This is a genomic window from Gemmatimonadota bacterium (assembly GCA_009838845.1).
Lineage (GTDB): Bacteria > Latescibacterota > UBA2968 > UBA2968 > UBA2968 > VXRD01.
On sequence record VXRD01000029.1, the window covers coordinates 68834 to 88225 of the forward strand.

A 19392-nucleotide genomic window follows, 5' to 3' on the forward strand; every position below is an offset into this window, starting at 1 on the left:
CAGACATTTCGGCCTGGCAACTGGACTGGGAATTACCGGTCCCCGTTCACCAGCTTGACAAAGTCTCCCGGCTGGAGCGCAAGCCCGGGCGATAGGTGCAGAGCATCGCCCATCGGATCCGGATCCGCCTCTGTGTAGGGATAGGCGATGGTTGCGCCATCTTCGTGCTCGGCCAAGAAGGAGACCGTCTCTCCGTCGCTCTGATCGGAAAGCTGCCAGCCCGACAACTGGTCGGCAAATGTCTCGAGCGAATCGCTCTCCTCGGGAACCTGAACTTCGACGTAGAGCAGAGCGACGAGCGGGTTATCTTCCTGCTGCACATCCTCTCCCCCGTGGAGTCTGACTCGCAAGCGCAGTTCACCGTCTTCGCCATAGGCCAGCGTCGCGCGGCTACGAATCGCTTGACCGTCACAGTCTAGCAGCAGGACGACAACACCCAGGTAGATATCTCCATAGGAAACAGCCACGGATTGCCCTGGCAAAAGGCTCACGGGTTTTCCGCCCCAATCCACATTGCCAATGCGAACGGACTCGATCTGATCCCTCAGTCCGAACAGGACGCGAGGTTCACAAATGAACGTAGGATCGTCCAGAAACTTACTTCGCTGCTCCTCCTGCAGATCGTAGTACAGTCTGCCGACCACCTGACTGCCGTTCTGACGCGACAGGAATGTGGCGCACGGCTGATGCGTAAAGGATTCGTCCGGAAGGAATGGGACACTGGGTCGCAGGGCCTTGCTGTTCCGGACCAGCAGGATATACGACGGAGGCGAGTGGCCGCCCACAGATTGTAAACTCTGAGATGCCAGCCCGTAAGCCTGCGTAATGACGTGGGTCCGACGACTACCCAGCGAGATTCCCCGATCGAGTATTTCGGCTCCATCCGCCATCTCGTTCGCCAGGGACCGAACAGGTTCCGGCGGTACGTAGTCGAACAGGCTCGGCATCAGGACCGCAAGCTCGGCCGGAGCAGGGGTGCCAAATTTAACGTGGGCATACGAAGCAGCCCCGATTGAACCGTTCAGCACATCTCCCTGGTAAGCCCTTGCGGCAGCACCCGCCAGAAATCCACCGGGCATCAGGTTGAGCGCCATCTGATAGGTGATCAAATCCATGGTGCGCCGCAGCCTGTCTTTGAACTCGCCATCTGGCGTGTAAGCCCACGCCGCTTCCATACCTGATAGCGTGACGGGTGTGTACGTCGGGCTATTGAATTCGTGGAAGCCGTCCTCCGAAGTGCCTTCGACCCAGGTGTTGAAGTCGGCCACCGCTTCGGCGTGGATCGATGGATCGTCCAGCACACGGGCAAGACTGACCAGGCCGCCGAGGTTGAGAAAGTAGATGTTGGTGTACTGCCATCGGACTTTGTGGTCACGGATGCCGAGCAACGCGTTTGGAAAGGCGCGCTCGAGCGCAGCCTTCGTGTCATCCTCCAGCTTGTCCTGGAAGTTGACGTACGTGAAGACCAGGCCGATCGTGAGGAAGGAAACGGCGTTCTTGTCTTTAACCCGGTCCCAGTGGGTCATCCAGAAGAAATTGCCGAAGGTCTCGGACTTCGGTCGCAGGTCCTGGTGGTCCAGGATTCGGCGAATGATACGGTTGGCCTCACCGGCATCGTCCGTCCCGTAGGTGCGGTCGTCGGACAGCAGCAGGAGGATGGCGTAGTCCAGGGATTGCTGGGCGACGGTGTGGCCGTTGAAACGGGGAAAGAACGGATTCCAGCGGACGATGAGCGCAGCATCCGTGTCGTACGCCATGTCAAATGCCTTCCGCATACGATCCCTAAGGATCGCATCACGCTGGTGCTGTTTGCGGAGTTCTGTATCCGCTACCATAGTTGACCTCCTCAATGGCTGAAGACGGCTCATTGAAGATAAGCTCGATGGCGTTGACTACCAACTGACTTTTGACGAGCCTGCTGCCATGTTTTTGATCCATCGTGCAACCGGCATATTTTTTGAACAAAAGCTCGCATAATTAGGTATAATATCCCTGATAACCGAAAGGATTGAGACATGACGAATGAGCAGGCGCTGACAAAGCGGCGGGAGTTGGTCGAATCGGGCTATACCATCGTACCTGGTGTGATGGATACGGATCTGCTGCACAGGCTCAGGACATGGTCCGACCGCATCTTCGAACGCGTGACAGTTCCCCACAAAATCCGGTACCAGGGCAGCGATATCTTCGTCAACACGGAACGCCGATGGCGTGAGGGAACGCCGACAGCCGAGAATCGGTTTCCCGATCCGATCGCCGCGGAGATTATCGATCAGCCTGCGCAACTCAAAGCCTGCCGACAAATTGGGCTCGAGAATCTCGTATCGGACGACACCGTGATCATCCTGTCCAAGCCCGGATATGGTCCGCCCCTCTACTGGCATCAGGACTTCATGAAATGGCAGAGCCCCGAGGCCGCGACGCCCTGGCCGATACGCATCTTCTTGTCCTACTACCTGACGGACACCACGCGCGAGAATGGATGCCTGCGCATGATCCCCGGCAGCCATCGGAAACGCCACGAACTGCACGACATCCTGCCCAAAGCTCACGGATCGGAGATCCAGGCAATCGACGACCTGACGCATCCCGCGTTTGCAGACTACCCCGAGGCGATAGACATCCCCTTAAACGCCGGAGATCTGGTCATCGCAGATGCGCGTGTCCTCCACGGCGCGTGGCCCAACCAGACAGCTGAACGCCGAACGCTGCTCCTTGCCTGGCACGACGTCTTTTCCTTTCCCAATCCGCCCAGTTGGTGGGACGGTGACGTACCCGAAGAGGTTCGGAATGCGAATCCCTCGAGCGAATACGAGAAATCCCACGAATTCAGGACACCCTCGCACTACCTCACCTGACGCTTCTATGAGGACACAATAAAGAAAGATCACATGGCATACGTCATACTTATCGCAGAAGGAGATGCATCCGACGCGCTTCAATCGACCTGGAGCGAAAAATCGGAGCGCCTCCAAACCCACACACAGTCACCGGGCGCCCTGGTACTCTACGACACCAACCTCGCCCGCGAATTCGTGCGAGATGTGAAAAACCGCATCGACAGCGGCAAACTCGTCGTTTTCCGCTGCGACGAACCACACGAAACCGTAGAGTCGGGAGCGTCCGCATGATCGACTATCCCCCACTCGACACGAGCGCGCCGACTTTTCCATCCGAGGCCGACCTCGTTCACCTGATGTGTCGGCACGTGCCATACATCGAGCAGTACTGGGTCGATGAGGACGAGAAACACGGCTACTTCGGCTCCCTCGATGAGAACGCGTTTCAACCCCCGGGCGGACCGATCAACGAAATGATCATCCGATCCCTGGGCGATGAACTTCGAGGGTACGCAGCCCTCCATCAAAGCGCGTTCTTCGATCCGTCGCTCGCCGGAATCGAGAAACCCATCCTGCTCGACCGATTAAACCGATGTCTCCGCTGGATCTGCGCGCATCACCTGAGCGGATCGCGACGGACAGAACCGCTCGAATGGAATGGTCAGTGGGGCGACGACTGGGAATCGTCCCTCTGGATCGCGGACATCGCAATGGCAGCCAACCACGTTGCGGACGAACTGGAGCCGGACGTGCTCGAAGCCGTCCATCGCGTACTCGCCTTTGAAGCGGACCGATTTCTCGGCGTCGATCCCCCGGACGGACGCTGGCACGACACGAAGGAGGAGGAAAACGCTTGGGACAGCTATCTTCTCGCCTGGGCGCATTGCCTCCTACCCGACCATTCCCACGCGGACGAATGGCTCTACCGGGGCAAGCTATTCGCCATCAACACCTTTACCACCGACCTCGATCGGGTCGATACGCGACTCTTCGACGGTAGGCCGCTGAAAGACTGGATCTGCACGCAAACGTCCCACCCCGACCTCACCGTGGAAAACCACGGCTCCTTCCATCCGGGGTACCTCGCCTGTGGCGTCCTCCTGATGATGGGGCGCCTCGCCTTCACACTGACGGGCAAGACACCTCCCCCCCACTACCTGCACCGCGTCCACGATGCCTGGAAGGTGCTGAGGCGATTCTTCCTCTACAACGGATTTACGGCCTACCCATCCGGTCAGGACTGGACCTACCACGAATCCGACATCAACTACCAGCACGCCGTCATGTTCGAGGAATTCGGCGACCGATTTGCAGGTCATATGCTGTGGCAGAACCTCGTGTATCTGGACGAGTCGATGCGGGACGCAGAAGACGGCCGATTCAACGCCCGAATGCCACACGCGGCTGGTGGTCGCTACTTTCAGTTCGAAACGGGCATCATGGGGCAACTGGGCGTGCTCGTGATTGCCGGCGTACCCGATGTCTCGCCGATATCCGTCGAGGAATTCAGACGCGAGCAGGTCGGAACTGAGACCTATCCCTATGTATGGCTACAGGTTCGCCGCAGCAAGCAGGGCCTCTTCTCATTCGCCTGGCGATCCCTCGCACACAGCGTGATGGGGATGGTCGTGCCGGCTGGCGGAGAGGACACGCTGGGATCGGACCAGGACGCCTTTATCGGACGTTTCGAAATCAACGGCGAGCGACTGAATCCCACGCCGCTCTTCCACACCGATCACACATCGGAGAAAGGCTTCACAACCACGGGCGCAATCGAGTACGCGGACGGCCGCATTCGACAATCGATCGCAGTCGTTGCGCTCGAAGACGGAGAAACTTCGCTCGTGATAGACTGGACAGTCGCGGATGTCGCGCTCTCGCTCAACGAGGGATTTGGCGTCTATATCATGAACGATTTCCTGAACGGCAACCGGGTCCCGATCTCCTTCGAAGGCGGTCGGCGCACCATACGAGGCGTCGGCGGACGAGCACGGGTGATTGAAACCGGCTCGACCTGGATCAAGATCGCGGGATGTCTGGGGATCGAGACGTGTGGAGAGCAGCTTCTGTATGAAGATGCCTCAGAGAGAAATACGCCCGAGCGGTGGAGGAATCTACTACAGGATCGCGTATTCCTGCGTCCTGAAGTGAGCGGTAGAACCGTCCGCGACTACGCGTGTGTCATACGCCAGGGTCGTGCTGGAACGCGCCGCATAGGCCATGGCATGGAGAGACTGCAAATAGACCAGGATGGGATCAGAGCCTATCGCTTTCGGTCCCGCACCACCGACGTGATCGCCATTGCAAACTTCACCACAGTGTCCGAGTCCATAGAACTGGCGGGCCGATCAATCGATGTCCCGGCGATGGACACCGTGCTAATCGAAAATTGAATGAGGAGATCCGATGGCCGACGAGAAGACGATCAAGTTTATGACTTACAACCTGAAATATGCCAGTCCCACGTTTGAGCCACCCTGGGAAGTACGGCGCGATATGCAAGTGGCACTGATTCGCAAACACAATCCTGACATCATTGGTACCCAGGAGGGCTTGAAGGAGCAGATCGACTATCTGATGGATCATTTGCCCGAATACGTGGTCATCGGAGAAGGCCGAAAGGGAGGGGATGATGACGAGCATATGGCCATCTTCTTCAAGCGCGACAGATTCCGACTCAGGGAAATGGACAGTTTTCAGCTATCGGAAACGCCGGAAGTCATCGGTAGCGGCCCTGACATCAATCCTCGTATGGTCACATGGGCCCGCCTCGCGATCATCAACAGACCGGCAGATAGAGAAACGAGTCCCTACCCAATGGACTACAGGGGGCACTGGGAGAATAATCAGGAATTTTATGTCTTCAACACGCATCTGGCCCCAGGCGAGGGAATGGCTCTGGCAAGGCTGAATAGTGCAAGATTAATCGTCGAGCGGGTCCGTGCGCTCGACCGGTTTGGTGAGTGGACCAGGCCCCGCCCTGTATTTCTGTTGGCAGATTTCAACGCAAGACCGGGGAGCGATGTCTATAGAACATTTGTCGGGGATGGCGTACTGAAAGACAGTATAGAAGGCGGCAACGGAATCGACTGGATTTTGTTCAGAGGGGACGTTGAGGTCCGCTCGTATGAGGTCGTGGACTACAATATCGACGGTGTTTATCCATCCGACCATAAACCGGTTCAGGTCGAATTTCAGATCCTTGATCATTAACAACCGATTAGTATTTGCTACAGGAGGTCCCCCATGCCCAAGCTCTTCGGCCGCAACTTCACTCGCCGACAACTGCTCAACCGCGTCGGCGACATCAGCCAGCTTATCTACGCCCGCCGAGCCGAGCGCAGTGAAGGATTCGAGCGCGGCGCCGACCTCATCGACGTATTCAACGCTTCGGGCCTGGGGTTTTCCGTCTTGCCCGGCCGCGCCCTAGACATTGCCTCGGCCCACTACAAGGGCCAGTCGCTGTGCTTCCGCTCTGGACCCGGAGACGTCGGACCGGCCTTCTACGAGCCAGAGGGCTTCAAATGGGGACGCGGCTGGTTCGGCGGGCTAGTCACCTCTTGCGGCCTCGACTTTGTCGGCCACCCAGAAGTCGATCCCGAAGAAGAAAACGCCGAGATGCCACTGCACGGTCGCCTCTCGTACATACCGGCGAAGAACGTCGGCATTGAGGCGGGCTGGGAAGGCTCGGATTACGTCGTGCGCATCCGCGGCCAAATGCGACAGGCCGAGGTCTTTGCCGAGAATTTAGAGCTATCGCGCGAGATTTCGACCGTGCTCGGCGAGCGAAGCATCCACATCCGCGACCGCATCGAAAACCTCGCCGTTGACCGTTCGCCCCTCATGTTCGTGTATCACTGCAACCCCGGCTTCCCCCTCCTCGACGAAGGAACGCGCCTCGTCCTCCACAGCCGCGAGAGCACCGAGTGGACCGAGGACCGCCCCGTCGGTCCCGAGGAATACACCGTGGCCAAAGAGCCGCAACCGCGCGCCCACGACGATGTGTACGTGCATCGGCCCCACACCGACCGCCGGGGACGCGTCCACATCGGCCTGCTCAACGAAAAGCTCGGCTTGGGATTGTATTGGCAGTTCAAGCGCAGCGAGATCCCCATCGTCAACCACTGGCAGCACTTCCACAAGGGCACCTACGTCACCGGCATTGAGCCGGGCAACTGCTCGGTACTCGGTCGCGCCTGGAACCGCAAGCACGGGACTTTGCAGTACATTGAACCGGGCGAAGTGCGCGAGTTCAACATGGAAATCGGCGTGTTAGATGGGGCGGATCAGATGCGCGATTTTGAGCAGAAGGTCGAACGGGGCTTGACCAGGTAAGGCCGCTCCAAACAGAATGTTGCCGACGGCGAGCTCGATAAAGCGGACAAGATAGACCCGATCTGCCCGCCTGGAAAATAATTGGCAAATAAGTAAGTGGTTACTTGATCCCATAATCCTATTTGGTTATTATATTGTGACGGTTTACATTACAGGCTGTCATTTTGTATTGAAACGGATGTTTGTGGCCATTTGGAAATTATCTTACACATGCTATATGTTCGCTTGTTTCTTTTGATCTGGGCCGTGTTTGTTTTTGGGTGTTCGCCCAGGTCTGCAAATCTTACCCTTCCTTTTGAACCTCCCAAAGCTTTTTCCAGTCATGCCTCACATGCGCCTTCTGAACGGTGGTGGACCGCTTTTGGAGATGCGCGTATGGACAGCCTGGTCAATCGCGCATTGCAGTCCAATTTCAATTTGGAGACGGCGTGGCATCGGTTGCGAAGTGCACAGGCTGTTGTGGATCGCGAAGGGGCTGGTCGGTTTCCAACGCTGGAAGTATCCGGGCGCGGTGAGGTTCAACGTCCCGATTCTGAAAATAATGCGCAGATCCGTTTGGGCATCACGTCCGAATACGAAATAGACCTGTGGGGGCGAATTCGTTCGGGTGTGGATGCCGCGCGTTATCGAATGCGGGCGACTGAGGCGGATTATCAGACTGCGGCATTGTCGCTTTCAGCAGAGGTCGTGCGTACTTATTTTCAGTTGATAGAAGCACAAAGTCAGCACGAACTTTTTGAGCATCAGATCGAGACCAATCAGCAAGTGCTGAGTCTGATTCGAGCGCGTTTTGGCAGTGGGCAGATTCGCAGTGTGGATATTTTGCGACAAAGGCAATTGATCGAATCCACACGCGAACAACAAATCGCGACAGAATCCAGAATCGAGGTATTAGAACACCAACTCGCTGTTTTGTCGGGCTATGCCCCTCAGGATGGAATTGTCTATACGCATCACGCCTTGCCAGATCTGCCACCTCTGCCGGATACGGGTTTGCCTGTTGAGTTGATTCAGCGGCGTCCAGATGTCAAAAGGGCTTATAACCTGCTGCTGGCGGCGGATCGCGATGTGGCGGTTGCTATCAGCAATCGGTATCCGCGTTTGAGCCTGACAGCATTGGCATCGGGTGATGATCGCGGTTGTCTGTTTAAAGATTGGGTGGGCAATCTGATAGGCAATCTTTTGCTACCTGTTATCGATGGTGGTGAACGGGGGGCAGAAATCAAGCGCAATCAAGCCAACAAAAGCGCGCAACTATCGGCTTATGGACAGACGGTTTTGACGGCATTTGCCGAAGTGGAAAATGCATTGGTTCAAGAACAAAAACAGGTTGAACGCATCGCGAGTCTCGAAGCGCAGGTCGCTCTGGTGAGGCAGACGTATGATCAGTTAAGGCTGGAGTATTTAAATGGCATCAGCGATTATCTCGACGTACTTACCGCGCTGACAAACGAACAGAGGCTCCGGCGAGGGTTGATCTCTGCGAAACTCGATTTGCTGGAATTCCGCATTGCGCTTTATCGGGCGCTCGCAGGTGGTTTTGAAATTGCTCGTAATAACATAAACGGATAGGCATAACGTGGATAGCAAAAAAGCGCTGATTATTTGTTTTTGTATTCTGGTTGTGGGTGCAGGTATTACTGCGCTGATTTTTATGACGGAGCCTACGGCGACTCGCGTTGCGGCGACTAAGAAAACCGCGATGCTCGTCGATGTGTTTGAGGTGCAACGCGGTACGTATCGCCCTGTGATTGTGGCGACGGGGACGGTTGAAGCAGAACAGGATATCATCTTGAGTCCACAAGTCGGTGGACGGGTACTTTCGCTGTCATCAACTTTTACGCCGGGTGGGTTTGTCAAAAAGGGTCAGGTACTGCTGCAGATTGATCCGGCAGATTATCAGAATGCACTTTTGCAAAAAAAGAGCGATCTGCGTCGTGCCACTGCTGATTTGAATATTGAGATGGGACGGCAGAATGTGGCGCAGAAAGATTATCAGATTCTGAATGAGACGCTGTCGGGTGAGCTTGAGGCGCTTGTGCTGCGCCAACCTCAGCTCAATGCAGCTCGGGCACGGGTAGAAGCGGCGCAGGCGGCAGTGAATCAGGCTGAACTGGAATTGCAGAGAACAACCATTAAAGCGCCTTTTGACGCGCACATTTTAAGTCGCAATGCCAATGTGGGTTCTCTGGTTTCCCCACGCGATAATCTCGGGCGTCTGGTTGGTCTGGATACATACTGGGTGGTGACGACCGTTCCGCTTTCCAAAATTCCGTGGCTTTCTTTTCCCAGCAGCGAGGCAGAAAAGGGATCGTTGGTGCAGATTCGCAATCGTGTGACCCAAAAAAAAGGTGCTTATCGCACAGGCTCTCTTCACAGACTCATTGGTGCATTGGCAGAAAAGACGCGTATGGCGCAGGTACTGGTTTCCGTTTCTGACCCGCTTGCTCATCGGGATGGATCTGATCATCTATCTCCGTTGATGATTGGCGCATTTGTCGAGACGCATATTGAGGCCAACGAAATTCCCAATGTGGTGCGTCTGGCACGCGATTATATCCGGGCTGGCAATACGGTCTGGGTGATGAAAGACGGTCTGTTGCGGATTCGGTCTGTTGAGATCGTTTTTCAAGATGCCGACTATGCTTATATATCGGATGGGTTGCAAGATAAGGATCGGGTGGTTACGACCAATTTGTCTCGAGTCGCTGATGGTGCAGAATTGCGTGTGAAAAGCGTTGGAGAGGAAGATCCTAAAACCCTGGGAGACACCCGGTGATGAATGAGACACAGGATACATTTGAAGAAACACGAGGTCCGATTGCCTGGATGGCGCGCAATGCTATTGCGGCCAATCTGTTTATGATCATCCTCATTTTGGGCGGGATCTGGACAGCTTTTCATATCCAGAAGGAGGTCTATCCGCAGTATGAACTGGATATCGTCTCGGTCAGCGTGGGCTATCCGGGTGCGGCACCTGCGGAGGTGGAGCAGGGGATTTTACAGCCGATAGAAGAAGCTGTGCGCGGTGTGCAGGGGATCATGGAAATGACGTCGCAGGCTCGCGAGGGGCGTGGGAGTGTGACCATTGAACTGGTGGCAGGCACCAACCGGGGGAAAGCCTTTCAGGATATTGATCAGGCAGTCAATCGGATTCGGACATTTCCCGATGATATAGAACAACCCGAAGTCAGCCTGAGGGCACAACAGCGCAATGTGATGGATATTGGGCTGTATGGCGATGTAGATATCGGTACGCTGAGAAGTCTGGCCGAACAGCTAAGGGATCGATTGCTGAGCGATCCGACCATTACACAGGTCGAGCTTGGCAATGTGCCAGAATACAGGACGCATATTGAAATTCCCCAGCACAGGTTGCGTGAATACGGTCTTACACTACGCGATGTGGCACGCGTGATTGTTTCGTCGAGTGAAGACATTCCTGCGGGTTCTGTGGAGACGGGTACGGGTGAAATTTTGTTGCGCATGAAAGAGCGCAAGCAGTGGGCCGATGAATATGGTCGTATTGTGATTATCCCTTCAGAAGGAGGTGGTGGGGTTACACTGGCGGACCTGGCAAAGATCACCGATGGCTTTGAAGAAGGCGGATTTCACGAACGGTTTAATCGGCAGCTTACAGTTGGTGTGGATATCTATCGGATTGGGAATCAATCGCCACTTGAGATTGCCGAGGCCGTTAAAAATATCATGGCAGATTTTGAGACCACCCTGCCGCCTGGTGTGAAGTATCGGATCGACAGCAACAGTGCAGAGGATTACAAAGATCGGTTGTTTTTGCTGATCGAAAACGGGATGCTGGCTATTGTGATTGTTTTGCTTATTCTGGCGATGTTCCTCGAGTTTCGGCTTGCATTTTGGGTGATGATGGGGATGGCCATTTCTTTCATAGGCAGTCTGGTGTTTCTGCCTGCTATTGATGTGAGCATCAATATGGTTTCTATGTTTGCATTTTTGGTGGTGCTCGGCATTGTGGTGGATGATGCGATTGTTGTGGGTGAAAATGTGCATGAATATCGGGAACAAGGTATGGGTCCGATGCAGGCGGCCATTGCGGGTACACGCGATATTGCCAGGCCGGTTACGTTCAGCATTTTGACTACGATTGTGGCCTTTCTGCCGCTTTTGTTTATGCCCGGCACCACGGGAAAATTCTGGTGGCCATTGCCCGCGGTTGTGATCACTGTGCTGGCCGTGTCTCTTTTGGAGGCGCTATTTATTTTGCCTGCGCATCTCGGGCACCTTTCAAAGCGCGCTGTTTCGCCGGTAAATGGCACTGCGCATCGCTGGCAACAATCTATTGCCAGCCATTTCAATCGGTTTATCGACCAACACTATCGCAGGTTTCTGGATGTCTGCATTCGGCATCGGTACGTTACGATTGCATCTGCTATTGCTTTGCTGATGATGGTGGGCGGTTATGGATACAGCGATCATATGGGTATGATTATGATGCCCGAAGTTTCTGCCGATGAGATTGAAGCGGGTATCCGATTGCCTGTGGGGACCACGCGGGACCAAGCTGCGCGGGTTGCACATGATGTGACCGAATCGACCCATCACATGTTTGAAGCGCACAACCTTTATCGCGTGGCCGAAGGGATTAAAACCAATGTGCGCAGGGGGAGTTTTATCGATGTAGAAATTGTGATGAAACCGCCCGATGAACACGATATGACGACAGGAGAGATCATCTCACTATGGCGCGATAACATCGGGGATATTGATGGTGTCAGTCAGATTACGTTTGAGGCCGAGAGTGGGCCGGGCGGTTGGCAACAGGATATCAGTGTCGATTTGAGCCATTCGGATATTGACGTGTTGGCCAAAGCCAGCCGGGCATTTTTAGAGCGCGCCGAAGGGTTTGAAGAGACGCACGATGTGAGTGACAATTACAATAAAGGCAAATCGCAGTTTGATTTTGTGTTGCGTCCGGAAGGCCGAAATTTGGGATTGACGCCGGTTGAGGTAGGGCGTCAGTTGCGCGATGCATTTTTCGGCGCACTGGCGATGCGTCAGTTGCGCGGTACAAATGAAATTGAAATGCGCGTGAAATTACCGATGGCAGAGCGAAAGGATATTCGCCATCTCGAAGAATTTGTTGTGCGTACACCTGATGGCACAGAAGTGCCTTTGATGGATGTGGTAGATATTGAGCGTGGCGAAGCGTTTACAAGTATTAATCGGCGAGATGGTCGGCGCGTGGTGACGGTGAGTATGGATGTGGAACCCAAGCGAGCGATGACGCGCGTTATGGAAGCGATTAAAACCGATGTGTTGCCACAAATTCGCGCTGAGTATCCGGGATTAACCTGGACGTTTCAGGGGACGCAGGCTGAGATGCGCGAGTCAACGCAGGCGCTGTGGGGCGGTTTTGCCATGGCGATGGGCATTGTGTATATGTTACTCGCCATTGCATTTGGCAGCTATGTCCAACCCTTGATTGTGATGGCGGCGATTCCGTTTGGGATTGTGGGCGCTGTGATCGGTCATATTCTGCTCGGTTATGATTTGTCGCTTATCAGTTTGATGGGGGTGATCGCCCTGTCGGGTGTTGTGGTAAATGATTCACTGATTATGATCGATTATGCAAATAAAAGGCGTGCCCATAGTTCGGCTTTTGAGGCGATTCACACTGCTGGGCTTCGGCGCTTCAAGCCTATTATTCTGACGACGTTGACAACGTTCGGTGGTTTGACACCGATTATTTTGGAGACATCCCGCCAGGCTTATTATCTCATTCCCATGGCAATCTCTCTCGGATTTGGTATTGTTTTTGCGACGTCTATAATTCTTTTGTTAGTGCCCTGTCTGTATATGATTCTGGAGGATATTGTCTCTCTCGTCACAAATGCCCGGTACAGTTTGAGCCGTTCGACGGACGGATTTTAAAAAAACAGAATGGTGAATAAATTGGGATACAGATCCCCACTGGATAGGTTGTCCAGTGGGGATTCTCTACAATTCTGCCTTTCAATCCACGCCTTACACCACTTGACCTGACCCCTAAAAGGCTATATATAATTCTTTTCTTTAGATCGGAGGACGCTGATGAACCCTGAAACCATGCTTGAGAAGGTGTGCCGTTCGCTGGATATTCTGATTGCATTGGGAGCGACTTATGAGGGGTTATTCCCCTCGATTATTGATCGATCGACCCATCAGATGATGACGAAAATGCCGCCGGGGATTGCGGGACAGCGGGACGGCGACCGGTCACACCTGGGCAGCAACCTGATCCACGATCAGGCGGCGCTAAAGACGATGTACGCGCTTGCCGAGGCGCTGGACCGCCCGGATTATGCACAGGCGGCAGACCGGTATTTGCAGCGGTTTGCAACCCACTGTACGGATACAATAACGGGTATTTTCCCCTGGGGAGAACACGCGTACTGGCACCTATTGGAAGATCGGGTGGCAGACAGTTATCAGTTGCGGGAGGAAGCAAGGCCCAGTAAGACGACACACGATCACCTGCGACAGGCACCGCTCTGGCTGTGGGAAAAACTGTATGCCTTCAATCCGCCATGCGTCGAGCGCTTTGCCGAGGGAATCAACGGACATTGGACCGAAGGAGAGCCACTGGAATACATTCGGCATGCATATATCGATGAGAAACGACCCTATGCCCGGGGGACGCGGTCCTGCGATTTCCCGAGGCATGGGGGATTTTACATTTTCGATTGGGCATTTGCCTACTTGAAGACAGAGCGGACGGATTTTGTACAACAGATCGAAACCATGCTGGACTACTGGTGGGAGAAACGAGACGACCTGGGCCTGCTGCAGACGGAGAGCCGGTCGCCCGAGGACGATGTGGATTTTTATCGAATCAATGCGCCTGGGCAGACGCTCTCCCTGGGGGTGAGCCTGCTCGAATCCGCCGAGTTGATTGCAGGTGCGTTACCAGATCTGGCCACTCGCATGAGAGAACGGGCGGCCGTTTATATCGACGGTTTTTTAAAAGCTCCCCACGATCTGGAACGGGGTATCTATGTGAATTCCTTTCACCGGGGTTCCAACGAGGCTAAAGGAACGATGCCGGTTTGGGGCAGCGTATATGGAAACTGGCCCGCCTGTTATGCCGCACTATTTGCCCTGTGTGGCCATCGCATTCGGCCCCATCAAGGGCTTTTTGAGTGGGCCGTCGCGGTTGGAAAGAGCTATCTGGAAACCGATTTCCCGGATGACATTGCCGTACCGGCGATGGATGCCGGATTGGGGTTGGAGTTGTTGGCAGATTTATATGATCTGACGGGAGAAACCAGGTGGCTGGACGGGGGCCTGGCCCTTGCCGAGAAGCTTATGGCCATTTATATGGATGGCGACCTGCCGAGGGGGGCATCGGGAATTGATTGGTACGAGTCGCAGATGGGACCGAGTTTTTTACAGCATGGATTGGCGCGGATTGCACTGATGGCCCGCGATGGTCTCCCCTGTATTTTGGAGGGAGATTATACGGCGAGGTAAAATGAGGGAAATAGATCATGGACAAAAACCAATGGCTGGATCCACAACCCTGGGAGCGAGACGTCGATACACCCTGTCTGTCCCTGGGCGCAGCCGGTCAATTTGACGACACCCACATTTTTGCTCCCTGTGTCGCTTTGGAAAACGGGCGCTATTACATGTGGTACAGCGGCTCGCGCGGCGAAGTAGATCTGCGGGTTTTTGCTCTGGGGCTGGCCACCAGCGACGATGGCCTGCATTTTACACGACACCCCGCCTCCCCGGTTTGTACCCTGGCCGATGGCAGTCACTCCATCCTCACCCCCACCCTGGTACGCCACCCGGACGGCTCCCTGCGGCGCGAGGCGGGCAAGCTGCGTATGTTTTTTTCCTCGACCGATTTTCCCTCTGGCGACACGCGCCACACCCTGCACGCCATGACCAGCGACGACGGACTTCGCTGGGATACGCCCTCCCCTCCCCTATTGGAAAACGCCTACGCCCCCACCCTATTTTGGGAAGACGACCACTACCGCCTGTGGTACACCGATGTGACCGCCGACCCCTGGACCATACGCGCCGCCCACAGCGACAACGGCTTTGAGTGGCAAGTCCATCCCCAGCCGGTGTTGGAGTTAGACCAGGAATGGGAGTTCCAGCGCCTGGTCTATCCAACCGTTCTCAAAGAAGACGGTTATTATCTGATGTGGTACGGCAGCTATAGCAGCTATCCGCCCGAGGTCATGAAAACCTCCATCGGATTTGCCATCAGCGAAGATGGCCTCAACTGGACTAAAAGTCCTCACAATCCGATCTTTGGTCCCGATCCTTCGCGGTCCTGGGAATCGCACTTTACCACCAGCCATTCGCTCTTGCGCCTGGCCGACGGCTCCCTGCGCCTGTGGTACGCTTCGCGCACCAAACCACCTTTTGTACACAAATATTACGCCATCGGCACCGCGCGATGGTACGCTTAATGCTTTCAATAAATACACCCGATCAGGAGGTCACCTTAGATGGCGCAAGAGCAACTCGAATTGCGCGAGGCAAGCGGCAACGAAAAACCGGTGTTTGGCATCTCGGAGTGGATGTGCTACTACGCCAACTACGACAAGCCGTGCCCGGGACCTGAAGCACTGGACGAGTGCATCGACCTGCACCTGCAAGCGGGCTGCGACCATCTGGTTTGGAATCTGGGACGTTCGGTGGTGGACTACTGGTCCGAGTTGCCCCATATCACGCGGATGTGCGAAAATGGCGACCAGGTCGGCGGCATCTCCTGGAGCTTTGTTCGCAAGGTGATGGACGAGGTGTGTCCGCTGCGGCACGCGCTGGCGCTGTGCCGCGACCGTGGGGCGCAACTGTGGGGCCGCCTGGGGATGAACCGCCACTATGGCCGGACGGACTGGATAGGGGTCACGTCCAGGTTCGCGCTGGACAATCCGGCCTTCAGGGAAGTGACCAAGCCGGGCAACGAGGACGCCAGCCGGCTGTGCTACGCGCTGGCGGAAGTACGGCGCGAGCGGATCGATATTTTGCTCGAGTGCCAGAGGATCGGCGTCGATGGGCTGGTGCTCGACTTCTGCCGGCAGATGCCGATGCTGCTATACCATCCGGCGCTGGTCGAGCCGTTTATGGCGGAGACGGGGGTGGATCCGCGCGAAATCGACTCGGACGACTTCGAACAATACCGGGTGTGGTTTCAGTACCGGGCCGATGTGCTGACCGAATTTATGACCGAACTGCGGCAGGCGGTGCGCGTCCAGGAGGGCAAATTGGGTCGGCGCTGCCCAATCATCGCCCGGGTGCCCGACAACGCGCGATGGCTGATACTGGCCTATGGACTGGACAGCGAGCGCTGGTGCGAGGAGGATCTGATAGACGGATTGATGTTGAGTCCCTTTCCTCTGACCCGCGAGGATCTGGACCTGCACGTCGGCTATCACGCAGCAGTGGCACACCGACACGGCAAACTGTGCATTGGCGGTGTGGGATCCAAAGGGCTGATCGAAAACCGGGTAGAGAAGAATACGGGTTTTTATGCGCCGCAACCGGCCTATGCACTGGCGGCACAACAGTACGCGGTGGGGGTCGATGGCATGAGCCTGTACCAGAGCGAGACGCTGGTGCGGATGGCGTATCTGGCGCAGTTGCTGAGCGACGTAGGCGTGCCGGCGATCGTGGCGGAGCAGGCGAATGCGCTACCCAGACCGACCCGACCGCGACCGGAGATCGGCATGGACTGGCACGCGCATATAGAGGGCCGACACAGCTTGCGGACGGAGGCGGGCGACGCCGCGCTCTAATGGACTGTCCAGCACGATTAGCATTGTGAAAGGAGAGATATATGGCACGATTCGTAAGAGTTGGATCGATTCAGTTCAGTGCATTTGCCGATTTGCAGCGGGGTGAACCCGAGAGCATGGAAAAAGTACTGCGCATGACCCGAAACGACCTCAATTCATTGAAAGGATACAATCTGGACCTGGTGTTGACCTGTGAGCTGGTCGAAGGATACGGCCAGACCCTGGAAACGGCCGAGACCGTGGAACAGCCGGGTCCGTTTTTGTCAATGTACCGGGATTTCGCCAGGGCCGAGTCATGCCACGTGGCTGGATCTATCAAGCTCCGCGAAGGCGACGACGTGTTCAATTCGATTGTGTATATCGGCCCTGATGGCTCAGTGATCGGTGCCTATCACAAGACGTACCTGACGGATAACGAGCGAAAACAGGGGTTGCGCTCGGGTGACGGCCCCAAAGTTTTCGACACCGCGATCGGTCGCCTTGGAGGGGTGGTTTGTTTCGACCAGAAATTCGAGCAACTTCGGTTCGATTACCGGGACCTGAAACCGGACATCCTCACATTTCCCAGTGCCTATCACGGCGGATTCCTTCAGCAGCAATGGGCGTACGAATGCCAGTGCTACTATCTGACCGCGCTTCGGTTCTACGGAGGCGGGGTGATCGATCCCCTCGGCCAGCCCGTGAAACTAAACACCAACTATTCACGCACGATGTGCGCAACGATCAACCTGGACCGCGTGCTGGTCAAACGCACTGGAAACTCCGGCAAGTTTCCTCTGATCGAGAAGAAATACCAGGATGAGGTCACGATCGACGTGCCGAGCTATATCGGGACCGCCTTGATCCACAGCAATTCGGATAAGCGCTCGGCCATAGACATTGTGAGAGAATTTGAGTTGGAACTATTCGACGATTTCTTCGCCCGCAACATCCGGCAGAACGATGAGAACCGCCGTCTGAACGTCGGTTCGCTCAAGGAGATTTATTCGGTTCGTTCGGCCGTATGAGTACACATGAATAATCACGCATCGGAGAGAGGGTCGAATGGCATATCCCATGAACAACACAAAAACACGTATCGCATCGGTCGCCATGCACAGCGCAATGGGCGACCCCATGACCAACCTCGACCGAATTGCCGAGTGGTCGAGAGAGGCTCACAGGCAAGGTGCCACATTTGCGCTCTTTCCCGAAGAGTGCATCACGGGCTCGATGAACAAATCGGACATTCCCCCCGAGGAGTCCATGCGGATCGCAGAAGCAGCGGCCGAGAAATCAATTCCGTTCCTCGAATCGCTCTGCAGCGAACTCGACATGACCCTTGTCGTCGGTACCATCGAGCCAGCGGGCGAACGCTATCGCAACAGCGCCTACATTGTAGGGCCCAGCGGTTACCTCGCGACCTTTACCAAACTGCACATCCCGAATGAAACCGAGCGGACCTGGTTCGAACCGGGGAGCCAACTCCCTATCGTGACATCGCAAGGCTGGACCTTCGGCGTGGGGATCTGCTACGACCTGAGGTTTCCGGAGATCTTCCGAACCGCCGCACAGGAGGGCGCAGACTTTTTCCTCCTCGCCGTGGGTGCAAGCGGCCGCGCTGACAACGTCACCCCTGACGGCGATCAGACCGAACAGGCAGACGAACATCGACAGCTTGCCGCCCAGGTCTTGCCAGCGAGAGCCGTGGACAATGCGCTCTACATTTTCTACGCCAACCAGGCGGGAAAAAGCGGCAACGCCTGGTTTCCGGGACTCGCCTTCGCGATCGATCCGAACGGCCAATTCATCGACGAACACGCGCCAGTGGAAGGCATGATCGTGACCGAGGTCTCGAGAGATTTAATAGAGAAAGCGCGATCATCCGGTTGCTTCACAGCGAACGAGGCCAGGCCCGATCTTTATGCGTCACCTCAGATCGTGAGATGAGTAGTCGTGGAGCGGAAGTTAAAACCAAACACACAGCGAAGGAGAGTGCACCATGGCGCGAGATATTGAGATCACCCGCATCACCTCGACGAGTTTCGCCTATGAGATCGCCGATATGGAGTTGGAGGAGCAATTGGGCTTCGACACGGTCTATCGCAAGGGCGGCCGCCTGACTCTGGGCGGCGGCTTGCTGACCATTGAGACCAGCGTCGGCATCAGCGGCATTGCGTCCGGTGGCATCGATTCCCGCCCGGCGCAGTACCTGCTCGGCCGCAACCCGCTGGACCGCGAGATCATCTGGCACGACCTCAAGCGCTCGCGCCGCGGGCAGGACGGCACGCCGCCGGGCGCGGTAGATATCGCGCTGTGGGATTTCGCTGGCAAGCTCTACGACGCGCCGATCTACGAACTGTTGGGCGGGGGTTGGCGCAAGAAGCTGCCAGCTTATGCCTCGACCTATCACGGCGACGAAAACGGCGGTTTGACGACGCCGGACGACTTTGCGCAATTCGCGC

Annotated in this window: 15 protein-coding genes; 14 read left to right on the forward strand and 1 reads right to left on the reverse strand. The window is 55.8% G+C overall.

Translation table 11 applies throughout. The features are described from left to right. Positions 1-32: 32 nt before the first annotated feature. A complete protein-coding gene (locus F4Y39_04635; protein ID MYC12995.1) occupies positions 33-1835 on the reverse strand; it encodes a hypothetical protein in 1803 nt (600 codons plus the stop codon). Positions 1836-2015: 180 nt separating this feature from the next. Between F4Y39_04635 and F4Y39_04640 the strand changes: the two genes are divergently transcribed. The 14 genes from F4Y39_04640 to F4Y39_04705 all read left to right on the forward strand — a co-directional run. Continuing rightward, positions 2016-2858 (forward strand): phytanoyl-CoA dioxygenase family protein, encoded by an 843-nt coding sequence (locus F4Y39_04640; GenBank protein MYC12996.1) that lies wholly within the window; start codon positions 2016-2018, stop codon positions 2856-2858. Between the two features lie 33 nt (positions 2859-2891). After that, positions 2892-3131 (forward strand): hypothetical protein, encoded by a 240-nt coding sequence (locus tag F4Y39_04645; GenBank protein MYC12997.1) that lies wholly within the window; start codon positions 2892-2894, stop codon positions 3129-3131. After that, positions 3128-5233, forward strand: a complete 2106-nt coding sequence (locus F4Y39_04650; protein MYC12998.1) for a hypothetical protein — start codon at positions 3128-3130, stop codon at positions 5231-5233. The genes F4Y39_04645 and F4Y39_04650 overlap by 4 nt, the downstream gene beginning before the upstream one ends. A gap of 13 nt (positions 5234-5246) precedes the next feature. Then, entirely contained in the window at positions 5247-6053 is an 807-nt protein-coding gene (locus F4Y39_04655) for an endonuclease/exonuclease/phosphatase family protein (GenBank protein MYC12999.1), read from the forward strand. A gap of 33 nt (positions 6054-6086) precedes the next feature. Then, positions 6087-7175 (forward strand): aldose 1-epimerase family protein, encoded by a 1089-nt coding sequence (locus F4Y39_04660; GenBank protein ID MYC13000.1) that lies wholly within the window; start codon positions 6087-6089, stop codon positions 7173-7175. A gap of 210 nt (positions 7176-7385) precedes the next feature. Beyond that, positions 7386-8747, forward strand: a complete 1362-nt coding sequence (locus F4Y39_04665) for a TolC family protein (protein ID MYC13001.1) — start codon at positions 7386-7388, stop codon at positions 8745-8747. Positions 8748-8754: 7 nt separating this feature from the next. Beyond that, the gene (locus tag F4Y39_04670) at positions 8755-9954 is read left to right on the forward strand and encodes an efflux RND transporter periplasmic adaptor subunit (protein ID MYC13002.1); all 1200 of its coding nucleotides are present in this window, start codon (positions 8755-8757) and stop codon (positions 9952-9954) included. Further along, entirely contained in the window at positions 9954-13085 is a 3132-nt protein-coding gene (locus tag F4Y39_04675; protein MYC13003.1) for an efflux RND transporter permease subunit, read from the forward strand. The genes F4Y39_04670 and F4Y39_04675 overlap by 1 nt, the downstream gene beginning before the upstream one ends. Positions 13086-13244: 159 nt before the next feature. Next, positions 13245-14663, forward strand: a complete 1419-nt coding sequence (locus F4Y39_04680) for a hypothetical protein (GenBank protein ID MYC13004.1) — start codon at positions 13245-13247, stop codon at positions 14661-14663. A gap of 17 nt (positions 14664-14680) precedes the next feature. Beyond that, entirely contained in the window at positions 14681-15619 is a 939-nt protein-coding gene (locus F4Y39_04685) for a hypothetical protein (GenBank protein ID MYC13005.1), read from the forward strand. Positions 15620-15658: 39 nt separating this feature from the next. Further along, the gene (locus F4Y39_04690; GenBank protein ID MYC13006.1) at positions 15659-16948 is read left to right on the forward strand and encodes a hypothetical protein; all 1290 of its coding nucleotides are present in this window, start codon (positions 15659-15661) and stop codon (positions 16946-16948) included. Positions 16949-16989: 41 nt separating this feature from the next. Further along, positions 16990-17955, forward strand: a complete 966-nt coding sequence (locus F4Y39_04695) for a carbon-nitrogen hydrolase family protein (protein ID MYC13007.1) — start codon at positions 16990-16992, stop codon at positions 17953-17955. A gap of 37 nt (positions 17956-17992) precedes the next feature. Continuing rightward, a complete protein-coding gene (locus F4Y39_04700; protein MYC13008.1) occupies positions 17993-18877 on the forward strand; it encodes a carbon-nitrogen hydrolase family protein in 885 nt (294 codons plus the stop codon). 52 nt (positions 18878-18929) lie between these two features. Then, a partial coding sequence (locus F4Y39_04705; GenBank protein MYC13009.1) for a mandelate racemase occupies positions 18930-19392 on the forward strand: 463 nt, incomplete at its 3' end.